This is a genomic window from Acinetobacter sp. 226, assembly GCF_048147925.1.
Lineage (GTDB): Bacteria > Pseudomonadota > Gammaproteobacteria > Pseudomonadales > Moraxellaceae > Acinetobacter > Acinetobacter pecorum.
In genome coordinates this window covers 1-22,152 of record NZ_JAYWYX010000017.1, presented here as the reverse complement: position 1 = coordinate 22,152, position 22,152 = coordinate 1, and the positions used below count along the sequence as shown (strand labels likewise).

Below are 22,152 nucleotides of genomic sequence, written 5' to 3'. Positions count from 1 at the left end.
TGGGTTTCCAGATTTTTAAGAGCCTTCGATTAAAATAACGAGAATGAGAAAAGATTTTGAGCTTTTTTGTCAGACAATTTAAGCAATTAACAGGTTATAAAAAGTAGTGTACTTCACATTTTTAAATTAAATTTTGATGATTGATGGGTTTTTTGTTGATAGTTGATGAATATCATTTATTTGCATGGATTTAAGAGTAATTCGAACTCGATCAAGGGGAAATTGCTGCAACACTACTGTGCACAGTATCCAGAGATCCGGGTACATTTACCTGATTTAAACATGCCACCGAATGCTGCCATTGCACATGTGTCCGCGCTGATTGAGTCAATGCAAAAGGTCGCATTGCTGGGCAGCAGTCTCGGGGGATTTTATGCGACACATCTGGTCGCACAGCATGCTGTGCCTGCTGTACTGATCAATCCGGCAATGCGACCATGGCAACTGTTTCGTGAACTGTTTGATGAGCAGTTACCTTATCAGGTACATCCAAACTGGTGTCTGGATGAGGCAGATATGGCACAACTGCAACAATTGGCCCTGCCGGTTGCACAAGATGCAGACAAAATACTGGTTCTGCTGCAACAAGGTGATGAAGTTTTGGATTATCGTGAAGCACATCGTTATTATAGTGCTGCGCATCCCCCGGCTATGCTGATGACTGAAGCGCATGGCAGTCACGGGATGGATGATTTTGCGGAAAAAATTCCGTTCGTCTTACAGTTTTTATTGGACTGCATAAAAAAGGAAACCGAATAACGTGTCTCAATATACGGCTCAATCTCTCGAAGTTCTGTCTGGTCTGGACCCGGTCCGTCGTCGTCCGGGCATGTATACCGATACTTCTCGTCCCAACCATTTGGCCCAGGAAGTGATTGATAATGCTGTCGATGAGGCACTGGCAGGGCATGCCAATAAAATTACCGTCACGGTCTATAAAGATGGTTCTTTGTCAGTCGAAGACAATGGCCGTGGTATGCCGGTAGATATACACCCGGAATATGGCCAGAGCGGTATTGAAATCATCATGACCAAACTGCATGCCGGCGGCAAGTTCAGTACCGATAACTACCAGTTTTCCGGTGGCTTGCATGGCGTCGGGATCTCGGTGGTGAATGCACTGTCGACCTGTGTTGAAGTTGCGGTACGGCGTCAGGGTAACCTGTATAAAATGGCCTTTGAAAATGGCGAACCGGTTGCACCACTTGAAGTACTGGCAGGTAAGGCACCAAAACGGGTATCCGGGACAACAGTTCACTTCTGGCCAGAAGCTAAATATTTTGATTCGCCTAAATTTGCCTTAAAAGCGTTAAAACATAATCTCAAAGCCAAAGCTGTTCTGGCCGCAGGTTTACAGATCAATTATATTGATCAGATCAATGATGAAAAGATCACCTGGCAGTTTGAAAATGGTCTGGTTGACTATTTGATGGATGAGTTGGAAGACCGTGAAATTATTCCGGCACCAGCTTTTGTTGCCACGGGTGACGCAGAGCGCGCCAGCGCAGAATTTGCGATTTGCTGGAATGTTGAAGGTGGTGAAAGTGTTCAGGAATCTTATGTCAACCTGATTCCGACCGCGCAGGGCGGCACCCATGTGAATGGTTTGCGTTCAGGCGTGACTGATGCGATGCGCGAGTTCTGTGAACTGCGTAATTTGCTGCCGCGGAATATGAAACTCTCTGCCGAAGACGTCTGGGACGGCGTGAACTATATCCTGTCACTGAAATTCCAGGAGCCGCAGTTCTCCGGTCAGACCAAAGAACGTCTGTCGAGCCGTGAAGCGGTTGGTGTGGTGCAGAATATTGCCAAAGATGCCTTTGCCTTGTGGCTAAACCAGAATTCTGACATTGCCATGCAACTGGCTGAAATGGCCATTTCCAAAGCCGGTCGCCGTCTTAAGGCTGCGAAAAAAGTAGAACGTAAAAAGATTGTGGCAGGTCCAACCTTACCGGGGAAACTGTCGGATTGTGTAGGCCATGATCTGGCGCAGTCAGAATTGTTTATTGTGGAAGGTGATTCTGCGGGCGGTTCGGCCAAGCAGGCGCGTGACAAGAATTTTCAGGCGATCATGCCAATTCGTGGCAAGATTTTAAATACCTGGGAAGTCTCTTCTGATGAAGTACTGGCATCTCAGGAAGTACACAACATCGCGATTGCCATTGGCGTGGATCCGGGTTCAGATGATCTGTCTGAGCTGCGTTATGGCAAGATCTGTATTCTGGCCGATGCCGACTCGGATGGTCTGCATATTGCGACCCTGCTTTGCGCCCTGTTTGTGAAGCATTTCCCCACTCTGGTCGAAGAAGGGCATCTGTATGTCGCCATGCCGCCTTTATTCCGGATTGATGACAACAAAGATGTGCACTACGCTTTAGATGAAGACGAGCTGAACAGCATCCTGAAAAAATGCAAAACCAAGAATCCGCAAATTACCCGATTTAAGGGTCTGGGCGAGATGAATGCCAGCCAGTTGCGTGAAACTACACTTGATCCAAACACGCGCCGTCTGGTGCAGCTGGATCTGGATGACACACATCTTACAGCTAGTCTACTGGATAAATTGCTGGCAAAAAAACGTGCCAGTGACCGCAAAGACTGGCTGGAGCAAAAAGGTAATCTGGCAGATTTGGTGGTTTAAACTATCGAATTTGAGCAATCAAAAAATCCCGCAAGCGCGGGATTTTTTGTTTTAAAACAGTGCAAAAAATATTCAATGAGCTGCACTTTTTTTGTACACGCTCTTCCGTTTTAGTTTGATCATATTTTCATTGGTCTTTACCAAAGCTATTTAAGGATGGATTGGGGCTCAGTATTTAAATAGACCATGATTTCTTTTCAGTATTACTAAATCTATGATTAATAATACAAATAATGAGGTAGGTTAAAGTAATTTTTTTATTTTTCGAAGTCTTGGCACAGAAATTGAATCACTCCAAGCAGATGTAAAACAAGACAAGCATGAAACATGCACCATTATAAAGTTTGGAGAGAATCTGATGTTCCAACGCAATTTATTTTCAAAAAGTATTTTAGCCGTAACTATGGCAGGGGCTGTTACATTAACAGGATGTTCAAAATCAAATGATGCAGCACCAACAGGTGAGAGTGAGCCAAAAGCAGCCGCCAGTGGTGACACGATTAAGGTCGGTATCCTGCATTCATTGTCAGGCACGATGGCAATCTCCGAAACATCACTCAAAGATACTGCCTTAATGGCTATTAAAGAAATTAATGCCAATGGCGGTGTGCTCGGTAAAAAATTAGAGCCTGTGGTCGTTGATCCTGCATCTGACTGGCCGCTATTTGCAGAGCAAGCACGGCAGTTGATTACCCAAGACAAAGTTGCGGTGATTTTTGGTGCATGGACATCGGTATCGCGTAAATCTGTTTTGCCCGTTGTTGAAGAACTCAATGGTTTATTGTTCTATCCCGTACAGTATGAAGGCCAAGAACAATCAAAAAATATTTTTTATACCGGTGCTGCACCAAACCAACAGGCCATTCCTGCGGTGGAATACTTGATGAGTGAGGAAGGAGGTAAGGCTGAGCGTTTTGTATTGCTCGGTACGGACTATGTGTACCCACGGACCACCAACCAGATTTTACGTGCTTTCTTAAAGTCTAAAGGCGTTGCAGATGCCGATATTATGGAAGAATACACTCCATTTGGTCATAGCAACTATCAAACTATTGTGGGCAATGTGAAGAAATTTGCAGCCGGTAAAAAGACTGCCGTGATCTCCACCATTAATGGTGACTCGAATGTACCATTCTATCGTGAATTGGGTAATCAGGGCATTAAAGCTTCTGATATTCCAGTGATGGCGTTCTCGGTGGGTGAAGAAGAACTGCGTGGTATTGATACCAAACCATTGGTGGGACATTTAGCCGCATGGAACTACTTCATGTCAGTGAAAAATCCAGGTAATACTGAATTTATGAACAAGATGAAGCAGTATGCGGTGGAATACAAACTGCCAAATGCAGCCAAGTTTGTGACCAATGACCCCATGGAAGCGACTTATGTCGGTATCAATATGTGGAAGCAAGCGGTTGAAAAAGCGGGCAGCACAGATGTCGATAAAGTGCGCGAAGCGATGGCAGGTCAGGAATTTAAAGCACCATCGGGTTATACCCTCAAAATGAATGCAAGCAACCATCACTTACACAAGCCAGTCATGATTGGTCAGATTCGTGGTGATGGTCAGTTTGATGTGGTCTACAAAACATCTCAAACTATTCAAGCAGAGCCTTGGAGCCCGTACATTCCTAAATAAGACCTATCTTTTGCCTGCTACAGCCGTAGCAGGCATTCCCTGATTTTTTTCTTACTCTCCACGGAAAACTTCCAATGGAATAGGGGTGTATATAATGAATATTCGTGTGAATATCGCCACTATTTTTCTGTTTTTTATACAAATATTTTGTATGCAAATGGCAACAGCAGAAACCTCTTTACAAGACAATAATTCAACCATAGCGATACAACAACAAGATGCGATTCAGCAATTTGTGCAAGGTGATTTTGCTCAACGTCGTGCTTTACTCAATCAATGGCCAGGCAGTATTGAACAGTTAGATCAGCTTGCAGAATATGTTGAAAACAACCAGCTTTATAGCGGTTCTCAAGGACAAACTTATATTTTAGAAGCCGATAATCAGTTGCTCAGTTATCCAAGTTTAGATGTCGTTGCAGATTGGCCAAGTGACCTTGCACAAGTCACTTTGGTGAATACCTTGCGTAAAGCACTGACCTTTGGTTTGGCACAAAGCAAGTTGAAGTCGGATGATGCCTCTGAGCGTTTAGAAGCGATTGATATTTATGAAAGCAATCTTGCAGAACTTGATATAGCACATATCAATGCGCTGTATTTAAAAGAACAAAACAATAAAGTCAAAGCCCGTTTGGCACAGTTGAAAGCGCGTCTGGATTATCAAAACTCAGATGTGCTCGTCAAAATTCAAGCCGCAAAAATTTTACAAGATTCTAATCGTCCTGATGTCTTGGCGATGATTGACAATGAGTTGGCACAGCCGAATATCCATCCTGAACTGAAAGCGGCTTTGCTTGAAGCGAAAAGCAGTATTAAAACCCGTATTCAAGCCAGCGAATGGACAGGACATTTATTTTCAGGTTTAAGTACCGCCAGTATTTTGTTGCTTGCTGCACTGGGTCTTGCGATTACCTACGGTTTGCTCGGTGTCATCAATATGGCACATGGCGAGCTCATTATGATTGGCGCCTATACCACTTATGTGGTGCAAAGCCTGTTTAAAAGCTATTTGGGCAGCTATGTCGATTGGTACTTAATCGCCGCGATTCCTGCGGCATTCTTGGTAAGTGGGCTGATCGGCATGTTGATTGAACGTACCGTGATTCGTCCACTCTATGGTCGCCAGTTGGAAACCTTGCTTGCCACTTTTGGTGTCAGTCTCATTCTGATGCAATTGGTACGGATGACTTTTGGTGCACAAAATGTTGAAGTATCGAACATTTCATGGCTGTCGGGCGGGATCTCTATCACGCCTAGCTTAATGCTGCCCTATAACCGTATTGCGATTATTGTCTTTACCATTGCAGTGCTTTTACTGTTGGTTTACCTACTGAATAAAACCCGTTTTGGTCTATTCGTTCGTGCGGTGACACAAAACCGTCAAATGGCGCGAGCAGTCGGTATTCGTTCTAGTCGTATCGATATGATGGCCTTTGGTTTAGGTTCAGGTCTTGCAGGACTAGCCGGATGTGCTTTGGCACAAGTCGGTAACGTCGGGCCGGATTTAGGGCAAAACTATATTATTGATGCCTTCTTGGTTGTAGTTGTCGGTGGTGTAGGTCAGGTGTGGGGTGCAGTCCTTGCAGCGCTTGGTCTAGGTATTAGCGGTACCGCCTTGGAAATTGGCATTGGTGCGGTACTGGCAAAAATTGTTCTCTTGGTGCTTGTGATTTTGTTTATTCAAAAACGTCCACAAGGTTTGTTTGCCATCAAAGGTCGTTTTGTGGAGTAAGTACATGAAGATTAAACAATTATTATCCGACAAACCACATAGCGGGATTGCCATAGCCGTGTGCTTTGCCATCTTATTGGCATTGCCATGGCTACATTTATTACCTGCCGATTCAACCCTGCATTTATCTGCTTATTGGGTTACCTTGATTGGCAAAATCATGTGCTTGGCCTTGGTCGCTTTGGCACTGGATTTAGTCTGGGGCTATGCCGGCATTTTAAGTTTGGGGCATGGTTTGTACTTTGCCCTTGGCGGTTATGCCTTTGGGATGTACCTGATGCGCCAGTCTGCAGGGGATGGCATTCCTGACTTTATGCGCTTCCTCAGTTGGACGGAAGTGCCATGGTTTTGGGTGGGTACGGAGTACTTTCTTTGGTCGCTCGCACTTGTAGTGTTAGTGCCGGGCATCATTGCCTTTATTTTTGGCTTCTTTGCTTTCCGCTCGAAAATTAAAGGCGTGTATTTCTCGATTATTACTCAAGCCATGACTTTTGCCGCTGCATTACTTTTCTTCCGTAATGAAACCGGCTTTGGTGGCAACAATGGTTTTACCGGTTTTAAAACCATTTTAGGTATGGACATTACCTCGGCATCTATGCGTGCCAGCCTGTGCTTTATCACTGCACTGGTACTGCTGCTCTGTTTTGTGGGTTTACGTCATTTAATGAATAAACCTTATGGCCGGGTGTTGGGGGCGATTCGTGACAGCGAAAATCGTCTGCAATATTTGGGCTATCGCACGCTTTGGTACAAGCTCTCGGCATGGGTGCTTTCTGCGGTGATCGCCGGGATTGCAGGGGCGTTGTATGTGCCGCAAGCCGGCATTATTAACCCAAGTGAAATGAACCCGGTGAACTCCATTGAAATGGCGGTTTGGGTGGCAGCGGGTGGACGTGGCACACTGATTGGTCCATTGATTGGTGCAGGTGTCATTAACGGGGTAAAAACCTATTTCACCTCGGCTTATCCTGAAGCATGGTTACTCATTTTGGGTGCGCTATTTATTGTGGTCACCATTTTCTTACCGAAAGGCATTATTGGTCTGTTTGACCGTTTTAAAAAGGAGCGTAGCGAATGAGCGAGATCCTACAACCTCATGGTGGTCATGCTTCTGAAGGCTATGGTCGTCCAAGAGAACAAGGCGCAGACTTTACTCACGGCATTGCGTTATATCTGGAAAAAGTCAGTGTATGGTTTGATGCCTTTCGTGCCCTAAATGATTTGTCGTTGTATATCGAAGAGGGTGAATTGCGCTGCATCATCGGGCCGAACGGGGCAGGGAAAACCACCCTCATGGACGTGATTACCGGCAAAACCCGACCAACCGAAGGCAGCGCTTTTTTTGGGCAAAACTATGATTTGTCGAAAATGAGCACCGAAGAAATTGCCGAAGCTGGTATTGGGCGCAAGTTTCAAAAACCAACAGTGTTTGAAAATTTCACAGTGATGGAAAATCTACTGCTGGCTGCACCCAAAGACAAGCGGGTGAAAAAGAGTTTCTTTAGCAAGCTCGATCCTGATGCACAAAATGCTTTAGATGAGTCCTTAACGCAAATTCGTCTGCAAGAATTTATTCATAAACCTGCTGGCTTACTGTCACATGGTCAAAAGCAATGGTTAGAAATCGGCATGTTGCTGATGCAACGTCCAAAACTGATTTTACTGGATGAACCTGTAGCAGGCATGACCGATGCAGAAACTGAACGCACGGCGGAGCTGTGTTTAGAACTCAAGAAAAATCACACCCTAGTCGTGGTCGAGCATGACATGAGCTTCATTGATACCATTAGTGAAAAAGTCACCGTGTTGGCACAAGGCGCAATTTTAGCAGAAGGCACATTGGCAGAAGTACAAACCAATGAAGATGTCATTGAAAAGTATTTAGGACGTTAAGGAGACCGCGATGTTAGAAGTCAAAGACGTCAATCAATTTTATGGTGGCAGTCATATTTTACGTGATGTGTCGTTGGCTGCACCTGTAGGTGAATGTTCGGTGGTACTTGGACGCAATGGTGTGGGGAAAACCACGCTCCTTAAATGCCTGATGGGTATTTTACCGATTAAATCCGGACAGATTTTGCTGGATGGTAAAGACATATCCAGGCTCAGTCCTGAACAGCGTGTACGTGAAGGTTTGGCTTATGTGCCACAAGGTCGAGATATTTTTTCAACGCTGACGGTGGAGGAAAATATTCTGATTGGCATGGCGAAATTTAAAGGAGCAAAGACACGTAAAGTGCCTGAGCATTTGTATGAAATTTTCCCTATCTTGGAGGAAATGAAGCACCGCCGCGGCGGAGATTTGTCCGGTGGTCAGCAGCAGCAGCTTGCCATTGCACGAGCCCTTGCTTCTGAACCGCGTGTGCTGATTTTGGATGAACCGACTGAAGGTATTCAGCCATCCATTATTAAAGACATTGGCCGGGTCATTCGTAAACTGGCGGATGGTGGTGAGATGGCGATTGTGCTGGTTGAGCAGTTTTATGACTTTGCTGAAGAACTTGCCGATGGTTATACCGTGATGGCACGTGGGCAAGTCGTGGCGCAAGGTGTAGGCAGTGAAATGCCGGAGAAGGGAATTCGGGAGTTGGTGGCGATTTAATGCTTCTGAAGCCTCCCTTTTTTAAAGGGAGGTTTGGAGGGATTAAATTTTAAATCTCCTCTTACCAAGCAGAGTTTCTCATCTCCTAAAGAGAGAGGGGAAATCTTCTTTTAAATAATGGAGGGATTAGATTTCTGTATTTTCATCCCAAAGGAAGTACATGCCAAATTGTCCGGTTCTAAATTCACCGCCTATCGCTTTGCCCGTATCAGCCATATTTTCCCTATAATATTTTGAATATTATGTTTTTTTATAGGGCAATAAGATATCGCTGAATCAGTAATCACTCAACCTTTAAATACTTGCCATCTGCTGAAACGTTATGCCCAAAACCGCAAGACATCGGATTGCTGCTATTGACCATAATCTGTTGTCCAATTTGAGCGTTAAACTGAAATTTCAAATCAATTCTGCAGTCGTCATAACGATATTGGGTATGTGTTTTGTTCAGTGGCATCCGGGTTGAAAATTCTCCCATATTAGGACCATAAATCAGACTGCGTAAACCCATATAGAGTCCATTAAACTCAATCTGGTAGGCATTCGAAGCCCGTTTAACTTCCATCGTATTCCACTGACCAAAACCTGCATAGCGGACATATTTTCCTGCAAGATTCTTCGGTTTTTGTGGTGCAGGCAATTGTTTTAAATTGAACTGGCTGGCTTTAGCATTCGGGAAAACGGAAAACCAGGCGCGTGCCCATTGCGGCTTTCCAAGCTTGGTATAACTTATGCCGACATTATTAAACGCCGTGGTGATATCACGTTCAGAAAAAGCTTTACCACCGTCTTCTACATTCATCGCACAAAAGGATGACCAGGCCGCTTGTTGCTCAAATTGCGCTATGGCCTTTTGATATTGTTTTTGGTCGTAGAATTTCTTGCCATTATTTGCATAGTTTTGGACTTGGCTACAGCCTGAATGCAATTCTTTCTCGAACTCTGAATCAGCAAAAGTGAGCGCGCTTAAACTTAAAAAAATAATAGGAAATAGAGATTTGTACATGGTGTTATTCAGTATGATTTTGAGCTGAATACAACATAGCAAGTCCGGGAAGTAAATAGAATATCTGTTTTGATCAGACTAGTAATGAGCTAACATTAAAGAAGAATTTAATATAAGACTGAATCAAGCCAGATCCAGATTGAGTTGTAAGAGGACCAAATCACGCCATTGCCCAAACTTCTGTCCGACTTGTGGCATATACGCAGTTTGAATAAAGCCCAGTTTTTCATGCAGGCGAAGTGACGAGGTATTTTCTGAATCAATTGCGGCAACCATAATATGCAATTTCTGTACTTGAGCCTTTTCAATTAAATACTGCAATAATTTAGAACCCAGACCTTGTCCTGCATAATCCGGATTTAAAAAAATGGAATGTTCAACCGTCTGTTGAAAGCCCTGAATACTGCGAAAATGATCATAACAGGCATAACCAGCCACGACCTGATTTCGAGTATCTTCAACCACAAAAACTGGAAAATTCTGATTTTTAAGCTGCTTAAACCAGATTTTGAAATAGTTCAGATCAAAAGCCGTTCTGTTCCAGGTCGCAGTGCCATAGAGCACTTCCTGATTATAAATCTCAAGGATGGTTTCAAGATCAAGTTCGGTCGCAGGGCGAATGTCAAAATCAGGCATATTCTTGTTCTGTTAGGGTAAAGCTGAAATTATGGTTTAAAAAAAGCAGAACCGAAGTTCTGCTTTTGATCATACATCAATTAGAAGTGATACTTCACAAGGGCACTGACATTGTTTTCGTCCGTACCTTTTACAGCATATTTGTTATTCCAGACTGAATGTTCAATACCCAGGTATAGACGGGTTTCTGGAGAGATATGTTTGCCCAGATTCCACTTATATTGGGTGGTCCAGTTAAGCTCGCTCGCATGACCATTTTTTTCAGCAGTAGACCAGTCAAGGAATCCGTCAACAAGGAAGTCTTCGGCGCCAACTTTGAAAGGAATACCGTACACCACGGTCATTTGGTAATCGTCTTCAGAGCCTTTTTCATTATCGGCCTTGTAGAAGTTTAGCTGAGTATACTGGAAATATGGAATTTCAAGGTCAAAGCCAACACCATACAGATAATTGTTAAAATCACTGCCAGGATAGTTAGCGCTATTGCCTTCCCATGTACCCGCAATCAATACATCTTTAATCGGTCCAAGTTCAAGCTTTTGACCGGTAACAGCACCCAGACTCAAACGAGGTGATACTTCGAAATAGGTTGCATTACCTGAGTCATTATGAGTACGGTCAGCAAAACCGAAGAAATCCCCGTAATTCAACTTGGCAGCATATTCAAAGGTTGCAGTGGTTTGCTGGTTATCGTCACCTGCACCCGGGAATGCATAGTGTTCACCATAAAGACCAGTAATGCTGAAGTCCTGCCATACAGGTTTTGCTTGAGCAAATACTGCAGTTGAAGCCAATGCACAAAGTGCTGCGAGTTGTGTAAATTTCATTTAAATCTCTCCCCCAAGAAAGCAGAATAAGCATACAGATTAATAAGTAAAAATAAAGTTAAAATTGCTGATCCAGCCAAAATATTCAGGGAGTCATGACCGCGGAGGAATCAGTCTTATTACTGCTGTTCCGGTCTGAATTTTCTAAGTCTTTATTTTAAAAAGTCGAAAAAGAGTGATCTTTGTTTGCTTGTTAAGACGGCAAAAACATTATTTATCTATAAACAAGCATAGAACATTCAGTAGGTATAAGAGGCTTATGAGGAGATTAAGTTATTAAAAATAATTGGATTTTTAACCTAAAATATTATTTTTAGGTAAAAGCAGATGAAAAGAACTCATAGCTTGGTACTTTAATCTTGAAGGTATTGCTCTTTCAGATTTTATTCACCATTGAGGTCATAAAACCGGGTCTAAAATTTTAGATTATTGGCTACTTGTCCAGCTTTATTCAGATAAAAAAGTATCTGGATTGTTTAATCTTGCTGCTTAAACAGCCAAAACTAAGCTTTTTGCAAAGCTGTTTCTGCTACCGCGCACTAGAATGAAAAAATAATCTGCTTATCCGTAGTGATTCTAAATACAAAATCTATTATTTTTAATAATTTGCTCTCATTTTGTATTCTTGGGGATAATGGGCGGCTGCAAGTTATAAGCAGATTTTATAATGAAGAGTTCAACACCCAGTCACATAAATAATATTGCAACTACACCATAACTCATCAGTTGTTTTTAACTCGGTAAGTACTTGTCACAATCAATTATTCTTTTGCTAAAAATCCAAAATACCACTTGCATATTTTCCAGATAGGGCCGATATTCTAGATATAAGGACACGATTCTGCAGACTCAAAAAATGTGTTCATCATTCAAAGTGGAGGTTAGAAGTCCAGTCATTTGGAGATGTAAAATACAATGTGAAACAGCAAGTTAAGAGCGTGCCAAGATAAAGAATTTTGCACTAAAAAAGTTACAGAGATTCGAGGGTGGTAATTTATGAATATTGAAATCCGTACAGATAAGCACATTCAGAATAGCGATCGTTTAATTGAGTATGTACGTGCAGAATTGAATCAGGAATTCCAGCGCCACAGCGAACGTATTACCCATTTTTCAGTCCATCTTAGTGATGAAAATGGTGCCAAAGGCGGTGAAGACGATATTCGCTGCATGATTGAAGCACGGCCTGCAGGATTGAAACCAGTAGTGGTCAATCATCGTGCACCGAGTGTAGCGACTGCGATTAGTGGTGCTATTGACCGGCTGAAACGCAGTCTGGAACATGTTATCGAGAAAAATGATGACCCTCGTGCAGGTACACTGGAACTTGCAGATACGGATACAGTAGATACAGAAAACTGATTTCGGAACGATTTGAAAAGAGCCCTGCGGGGCTTTTTTCATATTAAAACCAAAATATACTTGCTGGAAATACAACAAAAGCCTCTTTATTCGGCATAATAGTCGAAAACGAATTAAAGTGAGTTCCATCATGTTAACTGCGCAACAACAGCTTTTTGTGCAAGCACTCGAAGAATTGAATCTGGAACAGGTCAAACAGCTGCTGGCAGGTGGACTCAATCCAAATTTTGTAGATCATGACAAAGGTCCGGTGATTTCGGTCTGGTCGGATGGCCTGTTTAAATGGTGGGAAGAGGTGTGCGAGTTGTATGAAGCCGGCACCCCACTTTCAGAAGATGAAAAGCAGGCACGCTTGCAAGTTCATTTACAGATTCTGGAAGAGCTGATCCAGGCCAAAGTAAATCTGCATCTCTGGGATGCTGAAGAAATTTATGGTCCGCTTTGGGATGCTGCAAGTGCCGCATGTGCACCTGCCGTACAGCGTTTACTTGATGAAAAAGTAGATCCGAATAGCAAAGATGAAGATGGCATGACAATTTTATCTTCAATTAGTGACCTGTTCTTTGACTGTGATTTTGATGAAATTAACTGGTCAGAAGCCCTGCAAGAAGAAAAACAGACGCTCGAACTACTTCGTAGTCATGGCGCAAAAATGACCAAAGAGCTTGGTTAAATACATTTTATAAAAGAGCCTGGATATGACAACATTAAGAATTTTGGGTCTGATAGCACTGGCGAGTTGTAGTGCCCAAATTTTCGCAGCTGATTTTGAATTTGACCGGCCTGGTGAAGGTCTCGGTACCGGCATCACTCCCGTAGGAAAGGTAGCCTGGGAACAGAGATTGCCCACAGTTCAGTATAGCGATTCAGGCGAGCAGATGATTACCAGACTTAATGCAGATATGTTGTTACGTACCGGGATTGCCAAGGATTTAGAACTACGTCTGGGCTGGGATGGTCCTGGATGGAAGCAAGTAAAATCCAATGGTCAGACCGATGACGAAGACGGCTTGGGTGATATCAGTATCGGTCTAAAAAAAGCCATTGATCTGGATGATGACAAACTGAGTATGGCCTTGCTGGCTGAAGCAATTATTGCGACAGGCAATGCCGGTTTTAGTAATGAAGAGGATATTTACAGCCTCAGTTCTGCAGTTTCTTATCAGTATAATGAGTTGGTAAGCACAGCAATCACCATGCGTTATGAATGGCAGGACAGTCACTGGGCAGTTGTGGCAGTTCCATCTTTAGGCTACCAGATTAAAGATCGCTGGTCAGGCTATTCTGAACTGGTTTACCGTAAGGCTGAAGGAGTCAATAATGAATACGCGCTTGGCACTGGAGTGATGTATGCATTAAACGATCGTGTCCAGTTGGACGCCAGTGTAGGTGTAGATCTGAATGGTATAGATCGAAGCTACTTCTCAGGCCTAGGCTTATCTGTCCTGTTCTAAGCGGTTTAGTTTACAGATGATCAAATACTCGCAGTTTCCGGTCTGGGGGAAAGTACTTGTCCCGCTCATTTTAGGCTGCTCTGTATTCAGTAGTCCTGCTCAGGCGGAAACGGCATTGTTGTCTGCCGAGCAGGCTTTTCCGTTAACTGTGATCTCCACCAGTCAGCAGCAGGCTGAACTGAGCTGGCAGATTCCAGACAATTATTATCTGTATCAGCATAAAATTGAAGTGCGGCAGGGCAATCAGGCATTAGTGCTTGAATTGCCGCCAGCTGAAGATTTATATGATGACAACTATGGGCATACCCAGGTTTATTACCAGCAGTTAAAGTTTCAGGTTCCGACCCAGGCGGGGCAATCCTATCAGGTCAGTTGGCAGGGCTGTGCTAAAGACCGGATCTGTTATCCGCCACAAACCATCCAGTTCAAGACTGATTTGTCCGGTCTGGTACAATTTGAAGCAGCCGGATCAGGAACAAAACGTTTACTTGATTTGAATAGCGCCTCACCGCAACAAAATACCCTGTTTAATACAGCAGGTTCCTCAGAGTCTGCTGTAGATAACCTCTCCGCATCAGACTGGCAAACCGGACCCTATGCAGCACAAGACCAAAAATGGTCAGCCCAGCTGCTTGAACGCTCTTTAGGTTATGGGCTTTTGCTGTTCTTTGGTTTGGGAATATTACTGGCTTTTACCCCATGTTCCTTGCCGATGCTGCCGATTCTGACGTCGCTGATTGTACGAGACAGCAAAGGTCTGAAAGCCTGGATGATTGCACTGACTTTCGTCAGCAGTATGGCTGCTGTCTATGCGGTACTTGGCTTAATTGCATCTTCAGCCGGCCTGAACTTCCAGCGCTGGTTGCAGCAACCCGCCACCTTGATCGGATTTAGTCTGCTATTTGTCCTGTTTGCCCTGAATCTGTTTGGCCTGTTTGAAATCAAACTGCCACAACGTCTGGTTCATCGTCTGGACCGGGCACAGGCCATGCAGCAGGGAGGTAGTCTGGTCAGTGCGGGTATTATGGGAGTGATTTCGGCACTCCTGGTCGGACCCTGCATGACTGCACCGCTGGCAGGTGCATTGTTGTTTATTTCCCAGACCCAAAGTCAGTGGCAGGGAGCTCTGCTACTGTTTACCCTGGGTTTCGGAATGGGTGCACCTTTACTACTGGCCAGTATTCTGGGGGCGCGGATTCTACCGAAAGCCGGGCACTGGATGAACCAGATTAAAGTGCTCTTTGCCTTTATCATGCTGGCGCTGGCGCTGTATTTTATTCGGCCGCTGATTTCAGAAGCTGTTTTACAGTGGTTATCCCTAGCTTTGGGCATGGCCTTTGTTGCCTATGTACTATTCCGGATTTTCTGGCATCGTACTGGTCTAAGATGGCTGTATATCCTGTGTCTGGCATTGGCCGTGCCTTATATTGCTTATAGCCAATATCAGCACAGTCAGCGGTTTTTTGTGGAGCAGGCGAGTACAGAAGCCAAGTGGCATGTGGCCCGTAATGCGGCAGAATTTCAGCAGATTTTGGCCAAGGTCCCACAAGGACAAAAGGTCATTATTGATGTCTATGCCGACTGGTGTGTCGCCTGTCAGCCGATCGAACACCGGATTTTAAAATCTGCAGCGGTACAGCAGGCCCTTGCGCCATATTTCCTGATCAAGCTGGATTTAAGCCAATATAATGCTTCTCATCAAGCACTGTTAAATCAATGGGAAATTCTTGGACCGCCGACGTATTTATTCTTGAATGCGCAGCAGCAGGAAATCCGGGGGTTGCGATTGACTGGTGCATTTAGCGAAGCTGAATTGCTGGCCCAGTTGCAAAGTTTGGCGCAAAGCGAAAAGCCTTAGTATTCAATATTATCCAGAAATTGGGCTGTTTAGGAAACTTGCATCTGGGCAGTCAGTGGCTCAACATAGGCTTTGACCAGATTACGTCCATCCGCTTTAGCCTGATAAAGTGCCTGATCGGCCTGACTCAATAATTGTTGTGGGCGTAAATCAGCTGTCGAAATGGCAATCCCGAAACTGGCCGTGACCGGAATCAACTCACCCTCATCACTGAAAATCTGCAATTGCTGAATGGCAATGCGGCAGCGTTCAGCCACTTGTTCGGCTTTTTCCAGACTGGTATTTTTAAGCACCAGAATAAATTCTTCCCCGCCAAAACGGCCGACCACATCACTTTCACGCAATTGCTGGTTCAGCACGGCGCTCACTTCTACCAGGGTTTCATCACCCTTATGATGGCCAAAATGGTCATTAATCTTCTTGAAATGATCCAGATCCAGCAACACCAGGGCATAATTGGGAGTCGCTGCGGCATTCAGTTTGTCCAGACACTGATTGATGCTACGACGGTTAAACAGGTTGGTAAGCGGATCGATCTGGCTCAGCTGTTTGATCAGCTGCTCGCGATGCCGCCACTGACTGAGCAGAATCTCGAATAATACCATGCAGACGGCCAGAATTGGCAAAATGAAATACAGCATCGATAACAGCCAGAAACCATTATAGAAAAGCTCGCCATCGAGATTAAATAGCGGTGAATAAGGCAATTGATGGCTGAAACTTAAATAGGCACATCCGCCTAGGAAAATGGATGCTGGAATCAGCATGCTATAGACCAGTGTGCGATGGAACAGCACCAGTCCCACCATAATTAAACAGACATAGGAGGTCGTGGCCACAGGGCTGATCACCCCGACGAGATAGGCGTCACGACACAACGAGATAACAAAAGTACCCACTGCCATGTAAGGCAGATAACGTTCAATCAGCTGATTCCCCTAAAATTTATAACAGGGAAAAATCAGGAGAAATAGAATTACCAGAAAGCTGCTGTTCAGAGTAATTTGTGTATAGACCCGTTCTAGATGAACATATTGCCAATATTCGGGATTTAATAACACGAAAATATCCCAGCCGAGCCAGGTCAGATGTACTCCGCATCCCAATGCCAGCATCAGGATGCACTTTTTTAGAATACTCCAGTTCATCACGACTTCATCTTCGACCAGATATTTCGTGATTTTATGCTTCAGTATTTTTTCTGGTACAGGCGATATTCGCTTCATGGTCCCGGCCTGATTTTAATTGCTATGGCAGTTTTTTTTAAGACTTATCGGATATTTATGGCGTTATTTACATAAGATAACATAAGTTGGAGTACTTGATAAACAACAATATTTAACTCGGTTTGGTTATTTTTATATCTTGTCTGGTGGGCTTTAGCCTGTGATGCAGGCACTCAGTGCTGTGTCAAAGTATCCTTACTTAAAAATCGGAGAGCTTAAGCAGTACACAGTTTTGTTCTAAATTCAGGATGATGTGTTTTATTGGTGCTAATTATTTCATTATGATGAATAGTTAAAATAGCTGGATTAATTATTCAATAGAACCGTAAAGAAAGAGCCACATCATGAAAGTTTTACAGATAGATTCCAGTATTTTAGGAGAAGCCTCAATTTCGCGTCAGTTGACGCAGGCTGTGGTAGAGCAATTACAGCAAAAATATGCTGAGGCAATTGAAGTTGACTATCTGGATCTGGCTGCACAGCCCATTCCACATCTGAATGCTGAGATTTTAATGGGTCAAAATGCAGAACAGACTGCCTTAAGTGACAAAATTTTAGAGCAATATTTGCAGGCTGATATCGTGGTCATTGGTGCCGCGATGTATAACTTTGGTTTACCCTCGACTTTGAAGGCCTGGATTGACCGGATCTGTGTCGCAGGACGTACCTTTAAATACACCGAACAAGGTCCTGTGGGTCTGGCGGGAAATAAGAAAGTGTATATTGCCAGTAGCCGTGGTGGGGTTTATGGCGAGCAGAGCCCGGCTGATTTTCAGGAAGCTTTCCTGAAAACCGTATTTAACTTTACTGGTGTAACGGATATTGAAGTGATTCGTGCCGAAGGAGTTAACATGGGCGAAACTGCCAAAGCACAAGCGCTGCAAAGTGCATTACAGCAGGTTCAGGCTATTTAACTCAGCCCTTTCCTTTCTGAATAAAGTCAGCTGCGGCTGACTTTTTTTACATGCTGAATTATATTTAATCCCGATCTAGACCATGGGCAAATTCAGCAAGATCACCTAAGGCCTGTTTGGCTTCATCGAACCAAGCACTGAACATCTGGAAATTATGCCACATGCCGGTATACAGTTTGAATTCAACCTCGATACCTGCCTGCTCGGCTTTTTCTTTAAAACGGGTCGCATCATCCAGCAGAATTTCTTTGGAACCTACCTGAATATGGATCGGGGGCAAGCCGTTTAAATCGGCAAAAAATGGGGAAACTTCCGGATCGCCACGGTTAATTGAGCGCGGGACATAATATTCAATTCCGGTTTGAAGTGTTTCCAGAGAAAGCAGGGAATCATGTTTCTGGTTATAGCGTAAAGATTCGCTGGTTAAGGTCAGATCCAGCAGGGGAGACAGGAGAATCAAACCGCTAACCTGTGGGAGATTTTCCTGCTGTATTTTAAGTGCCAGCGCCAGTGCCAGATTGGCTCCACAAGAGTCGCCGGACAGGATGATATCTTTGGCCTGCACTCCTTGATCCAGTAGCAGGTGATAAACATCAAACAAGGCTTCCAGGGCTTCCGGATAGGCAGATTCAGGGGATAGTGGATAATCTACATGTAGGACCTGCATTTGGGTCCGAGCTGCAATTTGCGTCATAAAAGCACGATGGGTTTTTAAGGAGCCTAAATAAAATGCCCCACCATGAATATGAAAAATCAGCTGGCTGGATTCCTGCTGTGGTTTGATTTCCTCAGCACGTAGCCCCGCCAGACGGAGGGAGCGAATCTCCACAGTTTTGTCCTGAGGGAAAAGTTTGCACATTTGTTCCAGTGTAAGACGCATGGAACTAGGTGGAAGATTCAATCTGCTCGGGGCACGAATGGCTGTTTTTAAAAAGCTTTCTGTAATTAATTGTTTCGTTAGTGCGTTTATCTTCATTTTCCTTCCATCTTTTTGTGCTTTTATTAATCATGTAGATTATTTACCAACCATATTTACAAGGTTACACTAAATAGTCACAGCTAAAAATTGAAAATTTGTTGTGACTTTTTAATACTAGATTGGTCTATTTTCAGACTAAGGAAATGAAGAAAAATGAAAAAAATAGCGCTTATGTTAGGACTACTAGGCTTATCTGCATTGGCTAATGCTGCGGATCCTTTAAATGGCACGGTATGGAAAACCATTGATGACAAAACCAAGCAGCCGAAGGCGATGGTTAAATTCACTGAACAAAAGAATGGCACTTTGTCAGCCAGCATTCAGTCGGTGTTAACTCCAGGTGAAGAAAATGCCTGTACCAAGTGTGAAGGTCCTTACAAGAACAAGTCACTCAAAGGCTTGACTATTGTCAAAGGTCTTAAAAATACTGGTGGTACCAGCTATGACAGCGGTTCAATCCTGGATCCACAATCTGGTAAAACTTATAAGTTGAAAGGTCAGCTGGCTGATAGTGGCAAGAAGCTTGAGCTACGTGGTTTCATTGGTGTAGCAGCATTGGGTCGTAACCAGACCTGGATTCGTGCCAACTGATTTATTTAAGTAGATATTTAAAAGCCTGACGGATGTCAGGCTTTTTTTATGGCGCTTGTTTAAAAAAGAAATCAAGAATCTAAGTTACGATAGGCAGATTCATCAAAACCGGCAATAAATCCTGCAGAGGTTGCCAAGATAGGGCGTTTAATCAAACTGGTGTGAGTGGTTAATGCATTAATTAAAGCATCTTCACTCGATAGGGCCATCTGTTGTTCTTCTGCGCCGAGTTTACGCCAGGTAGTACCTTTCTTGTTCAACACTACATCCTGACCCAAGGTGTCCAGCCAGATTTTCACTGTTTCAGCATCGATGCCCTGTTTTTTATAATCATGAAATTCATAAGCGAGACCTTGCTCATTAAGCAGATCAAAGGCTTTTTTCATTGAACTGCAATTTTTAATTCCATAAATTTTTAACATAGCTGTCATCTAGAAAATTTAAATCATGCATTAGCTTAACCAAATTGGCCACAGCAGACCATGTAAAACCCAACCAGGAAAAGGAAAATTTTTTAAGTATCAGTTTTAAATACCTGCCAAGCCCTGTCATTAAAATGACATCAAGCTGCTTTAACATTGGTGGCAAGAAAAAGAATAATCTGCATCATAAAAAATGAAATTGAGGTGTAGCAGAAGTAATAAAAATAGAAAACCCGCATTTAATCATCCTGATCATGCGGGTCTCAATCCAACGTCCATTGTCACATCCATGCAAAACAGGCTACATCTATAGTCTGTTTTATTTTCGTCCTACGGCGTCCTGTCCTTATATGGTCATCCTGACCTGTCCCTGTGCCGTAGCGCTATAATGCTATGTTATTACATGGAGATAAACCCAAGAAATACGTCATGTCATGTAAGAGATAAACCCTAACTGAGTGAACATATGTTTACTATGTTGCATCGTACGGATTTATAGTTTGTAGTCAATAATCACGGGAGCATGGTCACTAAACCATTGATCTTTATAGACCCAAGCATTCACAGTGCGCTCTTTCCAGTCTGGAGAACAGGCCTGATAATCAATCCGCCAACCCACGTTCTTGGCGCGTGCTTGACCACGGTTTGACCACCAAGAATATAACTCGGCTTCTTTGCGCACTTCACGGAAAGTATCGACATAACCCAGCTCATCGTAGATATGATCCAGCCAGGCACGTTCATGCGGCAAGCATCCTGAAGATTTCTGGTTACCTGACCAGTTTTTAATATCAATACGTTTATGCACGATATTATAGTCACCACAGACAATCACCGACTTATTTTCATCACGCCACTGTTTCAGGATTTTCGCGTATTCTTCCAGAAAGTGATCTTTACGTGCTTGCGCTTCATCTCCTGATGAGCCGGAAGGCAGATACAGTGAGCAGATCTGTACAGTTTGCTCTAGACCCAAGTCAAATTCAGCGGCAATAAAACGACCTTGTGAATCGGCCAGTTCAAAACCCAGGCCATCGGTTAAAGAGACAAAAGGCAGGCGGCTATAAATGGCAGTACCGGCATACCCCGGACGTTCGGCAGGAAACAGGTGCGCGTACCAGCCTTCAGGCTTGAATTTATCGGTCCACTGCGCATGCGTGATCCGACTTTCCTGCATGCAAATTACATCAGCTTCAGACTGTTCCATCCATTCTAATAGACCTTTGGTGACAGATGAGCGTAAGCCGTTGACATTAATCGAAACGACGCGAAGAATTTTTTGATCACCTGGATAGCTACTCTTTGGTATCATGCGCAAGTCTTACCTTAATTAATGGATTTAGGAGCACCTCATGTCAACGCCAGCTCAGTTTAACCCGCAAGCTTTTATCGAACTCGCATTATCACGCGGTGTGCTTAAATTTGGTGAGTTTACTTTAAAATCGGGACGTGTGAGCCCCTATTTTTTTAATGCGGGCCTGCTAAATGATGGTGAAGCCTTAACCCTGCTGGCTTCTGGCTATGCTGCGAAACTGACTGAATGTGACCATGTGGAAGTGATCTTCGGCCCTGCATATAAAGGTATCCCTTTTGTGGCAGCTACGGCGGTTGCCTTATCGCAAAATCATGGGGTGAGTGTGCCGTGGGGGTTTAACCGCAAAGAAGCCAAAGACCATGGTGAAGGTGGGGTATTGGTCGGTGCTTCTGTAGCAGGTAAAAAAGTCTGGATCATTGATGACGTGATTACCGCAGGCACAGCAATTCGTGAAGTCGTTACCATCTTGAAGAATGCCGGTGCTCAAATTGCCGGAGTTTTGGTAGCGCTAGACCGCCAGGAAAAAGGCCAGGGGGATTTATCTGCGATTCAGGAAGTACAGCAAGAGCTTGAGATCCCTGTACATGCCTTAATTACAATGAAAGACTTAATGGACTATCTGGAAGTGAAAGGCGACCTAGAGGCGTTGGCGAAAATGGAAGATTACCGGGTTAAATACGGGATCTAAGCCTGAATCATGAGAGAAAAGGAAGTTTTGGCTTCCTTTTTTTATTTACAGGTAACAGGACCTACGATCAAAACTATTGCTCAGAAGAAGGAATTAGACCGTACATTTTTATTTTAAGATTCAATTTATTTATAAATTCAGCTATTTAATAGTTATCTAGATTAAGATAAGTGAAATAACTTTAATTGGCTTTGTTGCACAAACCTAGCCTATAAGGTTTATTCAGTCCTATAATTTCAAAATGAATAAACATACTCCTAAAA

The 22,152-nt window shown here is 43.7% G+C and carries 20 protein-coding genes and 1 pseudogene; 14 read left to right on the top strand and 7 right to left on the bottom strand.

The annotated features are described in order from the left end of the window. Positions 1–165: 165 nt before the first annotated feature. The 7 genes from VXP95_RS09470 to urtE all read left to right on the top strand — a co-directional run bounded on the left by VXP95_RS09470 (position 166) and on the right by urtE (position 8,611). A complete protein-coding gene (locus VXP95_RS09470) occupies positions 166–759 on the top strand; it encodes a YqiA/YcfP family alpha/beta fold hydrolase (protein ID WP_416681512.1) in 594 nt (197 codons plus the stop codon). 1 nt (position 760) lies between these two features. Continuing rightward, positions 761–2,641 (top strand): DNA topoisomerase IV subunit B, encoded by a 1,881-nt coding sequence (gene parE / locus VXP95_RS09465; protein ID WP_416711906.1) that lies wholly within the window; start codon positions 761–763, stop codon positions 2,639–2,641. A 358-nt stretch (positions 2,642–2,999) separates the two neighbouring features. After that, positions 3,000–4,280 carry an urea ABC transporter substrate-binding protein gene (gene urtA, locus VXP95_RS09460; RefSeq protein ID WP_144724135.1) on the top strand — a complete coding sequence of 427 codons (1,281 nt, stop codon included), beginning with the start codon at positions 3,000–3,002 and terminating at the stop codon, positions 4,278–4,280. 94 nt (positions 4,281–4,374) lie between these two features. Next, positions 4,375–6,009 (top strand): urea ABC transporter permease subunit UrtB, encoded by a 1,635-nt coding sequence (gene urtB, locus VXP95_RS09455; RefSeq protein ID WP_191731004.1) that lies wholly within the window; start codon positions 4,375–4,377, stop codon positions 6,007–6,009. A 4-nt stretch (positions 6,010–6,013) separates the two neighbouring features. Then, positions 6,014–7,087, top strand: a complete 1,074-nt coding sequence (urtC, locus tag VXP95_RS09450) for an urea ABC transporter permease subunit UrtC (protein ID WP_416681508.1) — start codon at positions 6,014–6,016, stop codon at positions 7,085–7,087. Beyond that, positions 7,084–7,902: an urea ABC transporter ATP-binding protein UrtD gene (gene urtD / locus VXP95_RS09445; protein ID WP_416681505.1), complete on the top strand. Its 819-nt coding sequence runs from the start codon at positions 7,084–7,086 to the stop codon at positions 7,900–7,902. Before urtC ends, urtD begins: the two co-directional genes overlap by 4 nt. A gap of 10 nt (positions 7,903–7,912) precedes the next feature. Then, positions 7,913–8,611, top strand: a complete 699-nt coding sequence (gene urtE / locus VXP95_RS09440; RefSeq protein ID WP_191731006.1) for an urea ABC transporter ATP-binding subunit UrtE — start codon at positions 7,913–7,915, stop codon at positions 8,609–8,611. Positions 8,612–8,894: 283 nt separating this feature from the next. Here urtE and VXP95_RS09435 read toward each other — a convergent pair whose 3' ends face one another. From VXP95_RS09435 to VXP95_RS09425, 3 genes are all read right to left on the bottom strand, one after another. After that, complete coding sequence (locus VXP95_RS09435) at positions 8,895–9,617, bottom strand: hypothetical protein (RefSeq protein WP_416711905.1); 723 nt, start codon at positions 9,615–9,617, stop codon at positions 8,895–8,897. A gap of 123 nt (positions 9,618–9,740) precedes the next feature. After that, positions 9,741–10,253 carry a GNAT family N-acetyltransferase gene (locus VXP95_RS09430; protein WP_416705718.1) on the bottom strand — a complete coding sequence of 171 codons (513 nt, stop codon included), beginning with the start codon at positions 10,251–10,253 and terminating at the stop codon, positions 9,741–9,743. An 80-nt stretch (positions 10,254–10,333) separates the two neighbouring features. After that, positions 10,334–11,080, bottom strand: a complete 747-nt coding sequence (locus VXP95_RS09425; RefSeq protein WP_416711904.1) for an outer membrane protein OmpK — start codon at positions 11,078–11,080, stop codon at positions 10,334–10,336. A gap of 996 nt (positions 11,081–12,076) precedes the next feature. Between VXP95_RS09425 and VXP95_RS09420 the strand changes: the two genes are divergently transcribed. The 4 genes from VXP95_RS09420 to dsbD all read left to right on the top strand — a co-directional run bounded on the left by VXP95_RS09420 (position 12,077) and on the right by dsbD (position 15,754). Continuing rightward, positions 12,077–12,442, top strand: a complete 366-nt coding sequence (locus VXP95_RS09420; protein ID WP_064095089.1) for an HPF/RaiA family ribosome-associated protein — start codon at positions 12,077–12,079, stop codon at positions 12,440–12,442. Positions 12,443–12,572: 130 nt separating this feature from the next. Beyond that, positions 12,573–13,115, top strand: coding sequence for a hypothetical protein (locus VXP95_RS09415; RefSeq protein ID WP_064095088.1), 543 nt, complete (start codon positions 12,573–12,575; stop codon positions 13,113–13,115). A gap of 25 nt (positions 13,116–13,140) precedes the next feature. Further along, positions 13,141–13,896, top strand: a complete 756-nt coding sequence (locus VXP95_RS09410) for a transporter (RefSeq protein WP_416711903.1) — start codon at positions 13,141–13,143, stop codon at positions 13,894–13,896. Between the two features lie 16 nt (positions 13,897–13,912). Beyond that, the gene (gene dsbD, locus VXP95_RS09405; RefSeq protein ID WP_416711902.1) at positions 13,913–15,754 is read left to right on the top strand and encodes a protein-disulfide reductase DsbD; all 1,842 of its coding nucleotides are present in this window, start codon (positions 13,913–13,915) and stop codon (positions 15,752–15,754) included. A 29-nt stretch (positions 15,755–15,783) separates the two neighbouring features. On the opposite strand, the pseudogene VXP95_RS09400 reads toward dsbD, so the two are convergent. Further along, a pseudogene (locus VXP95_RS09400) lies at positions 15,784–16,980 on the bottom strand (GGDEF domain-containing protein). Positions 16,981–17,324: 344 nt separating this feature from the next. Here VXP95_RS09400 and VXP95_RS09395 point away from each other — a divergent pair. Continuing rightward, a complete protein-coding gene (locus tag VXP95_RS09395; RefSeq protein WP_416711901.1) occupies positions 17,325–17,894 on the top strand; it encodes an FMN-dependent NADH-azoreductase in 570 nt (189 codons plus the stop codon). A 64-nt stretch (positions 17,895–17,958) separates the two neighbouring features. Here the strand turns inward: VXP95_RS09395 and VXP95_RS09390 are convergent, their stop codons facing one another. Further along, on the bottom strand, positions 17,959–18,870 hold the full coding sequence (locus VXP95_RS09390; protein ID WP_416711900.1) for an alpha/beta hydrolase: 912 nt from the start codon (positions 18,868–18,870) through the stop codon (positions 17,959–17,961). Positions 18,871–19,026: 156 nt separating this feature from the next. Between VXP95_RS09390 and VXP95_RS09385 the strand changes: the two genes are divergently transcribed. Further along, positions 19,027–19,464, top strand: coding sequence for a DUF2147 domain-containing protein (locus tag VXP95_RS09385; RefSeq protein WP_416711899.1), 438 nt, complete (start codon positions 19,027–19,029; stop codon positions 19,462–19,464). Positions 19,465–19,535: 71 nt separating this feature from the next. Here VXP95_RS09385 and VXP95_RS09380 read toward each other — a convergent pair whose 3' ends face one another. Together VXP95_RS09380 and VXP95_RS09375 are read right to left on the bottom strand one after the other, a co-directional pair. Further along, positions 19,536–19,886, bottom strand: coding sequence for a Spx/MgsR family RNA polymerase-binding regulatory protein (locus VXP95_RS09380; RefSeq protein WP_416705715.1), 351 nt, complete (start codon positions 19,884–19,886; stop codon positions 19,536–19,538). Positions 19,887–20,379: 493 nt separating this feature from the next. Further along, entirely contained in the window at positions 20,380–21,198 is an 819-nt protein-coding gene (locus tag VXP95_RS09375) for an exodeoxyribonuclease III (protein ID WP_064095079.1), read from the bottom strand. A 40-nt stretch (positions 21,199–21,238) separates the two neighbouring features. Between VXP95_RS09375 and pyrE the strand changes: the two genes are divergently transcribed. Beyond that, positions 21,239–21,889: an orotate phosphoribosyltransferase gene (gene pyrE, locus VXP95_RS09370; protein ID WP_416681484.1), complete on the top strand. Its 651-nt coding sequence runs from the start codon at positions 21,239–21,241 to the stop codon at positions 21,887–21,889. The last annotated feature ends 263 nt before the right edge of the window (positions 21,890–22,152 follow it).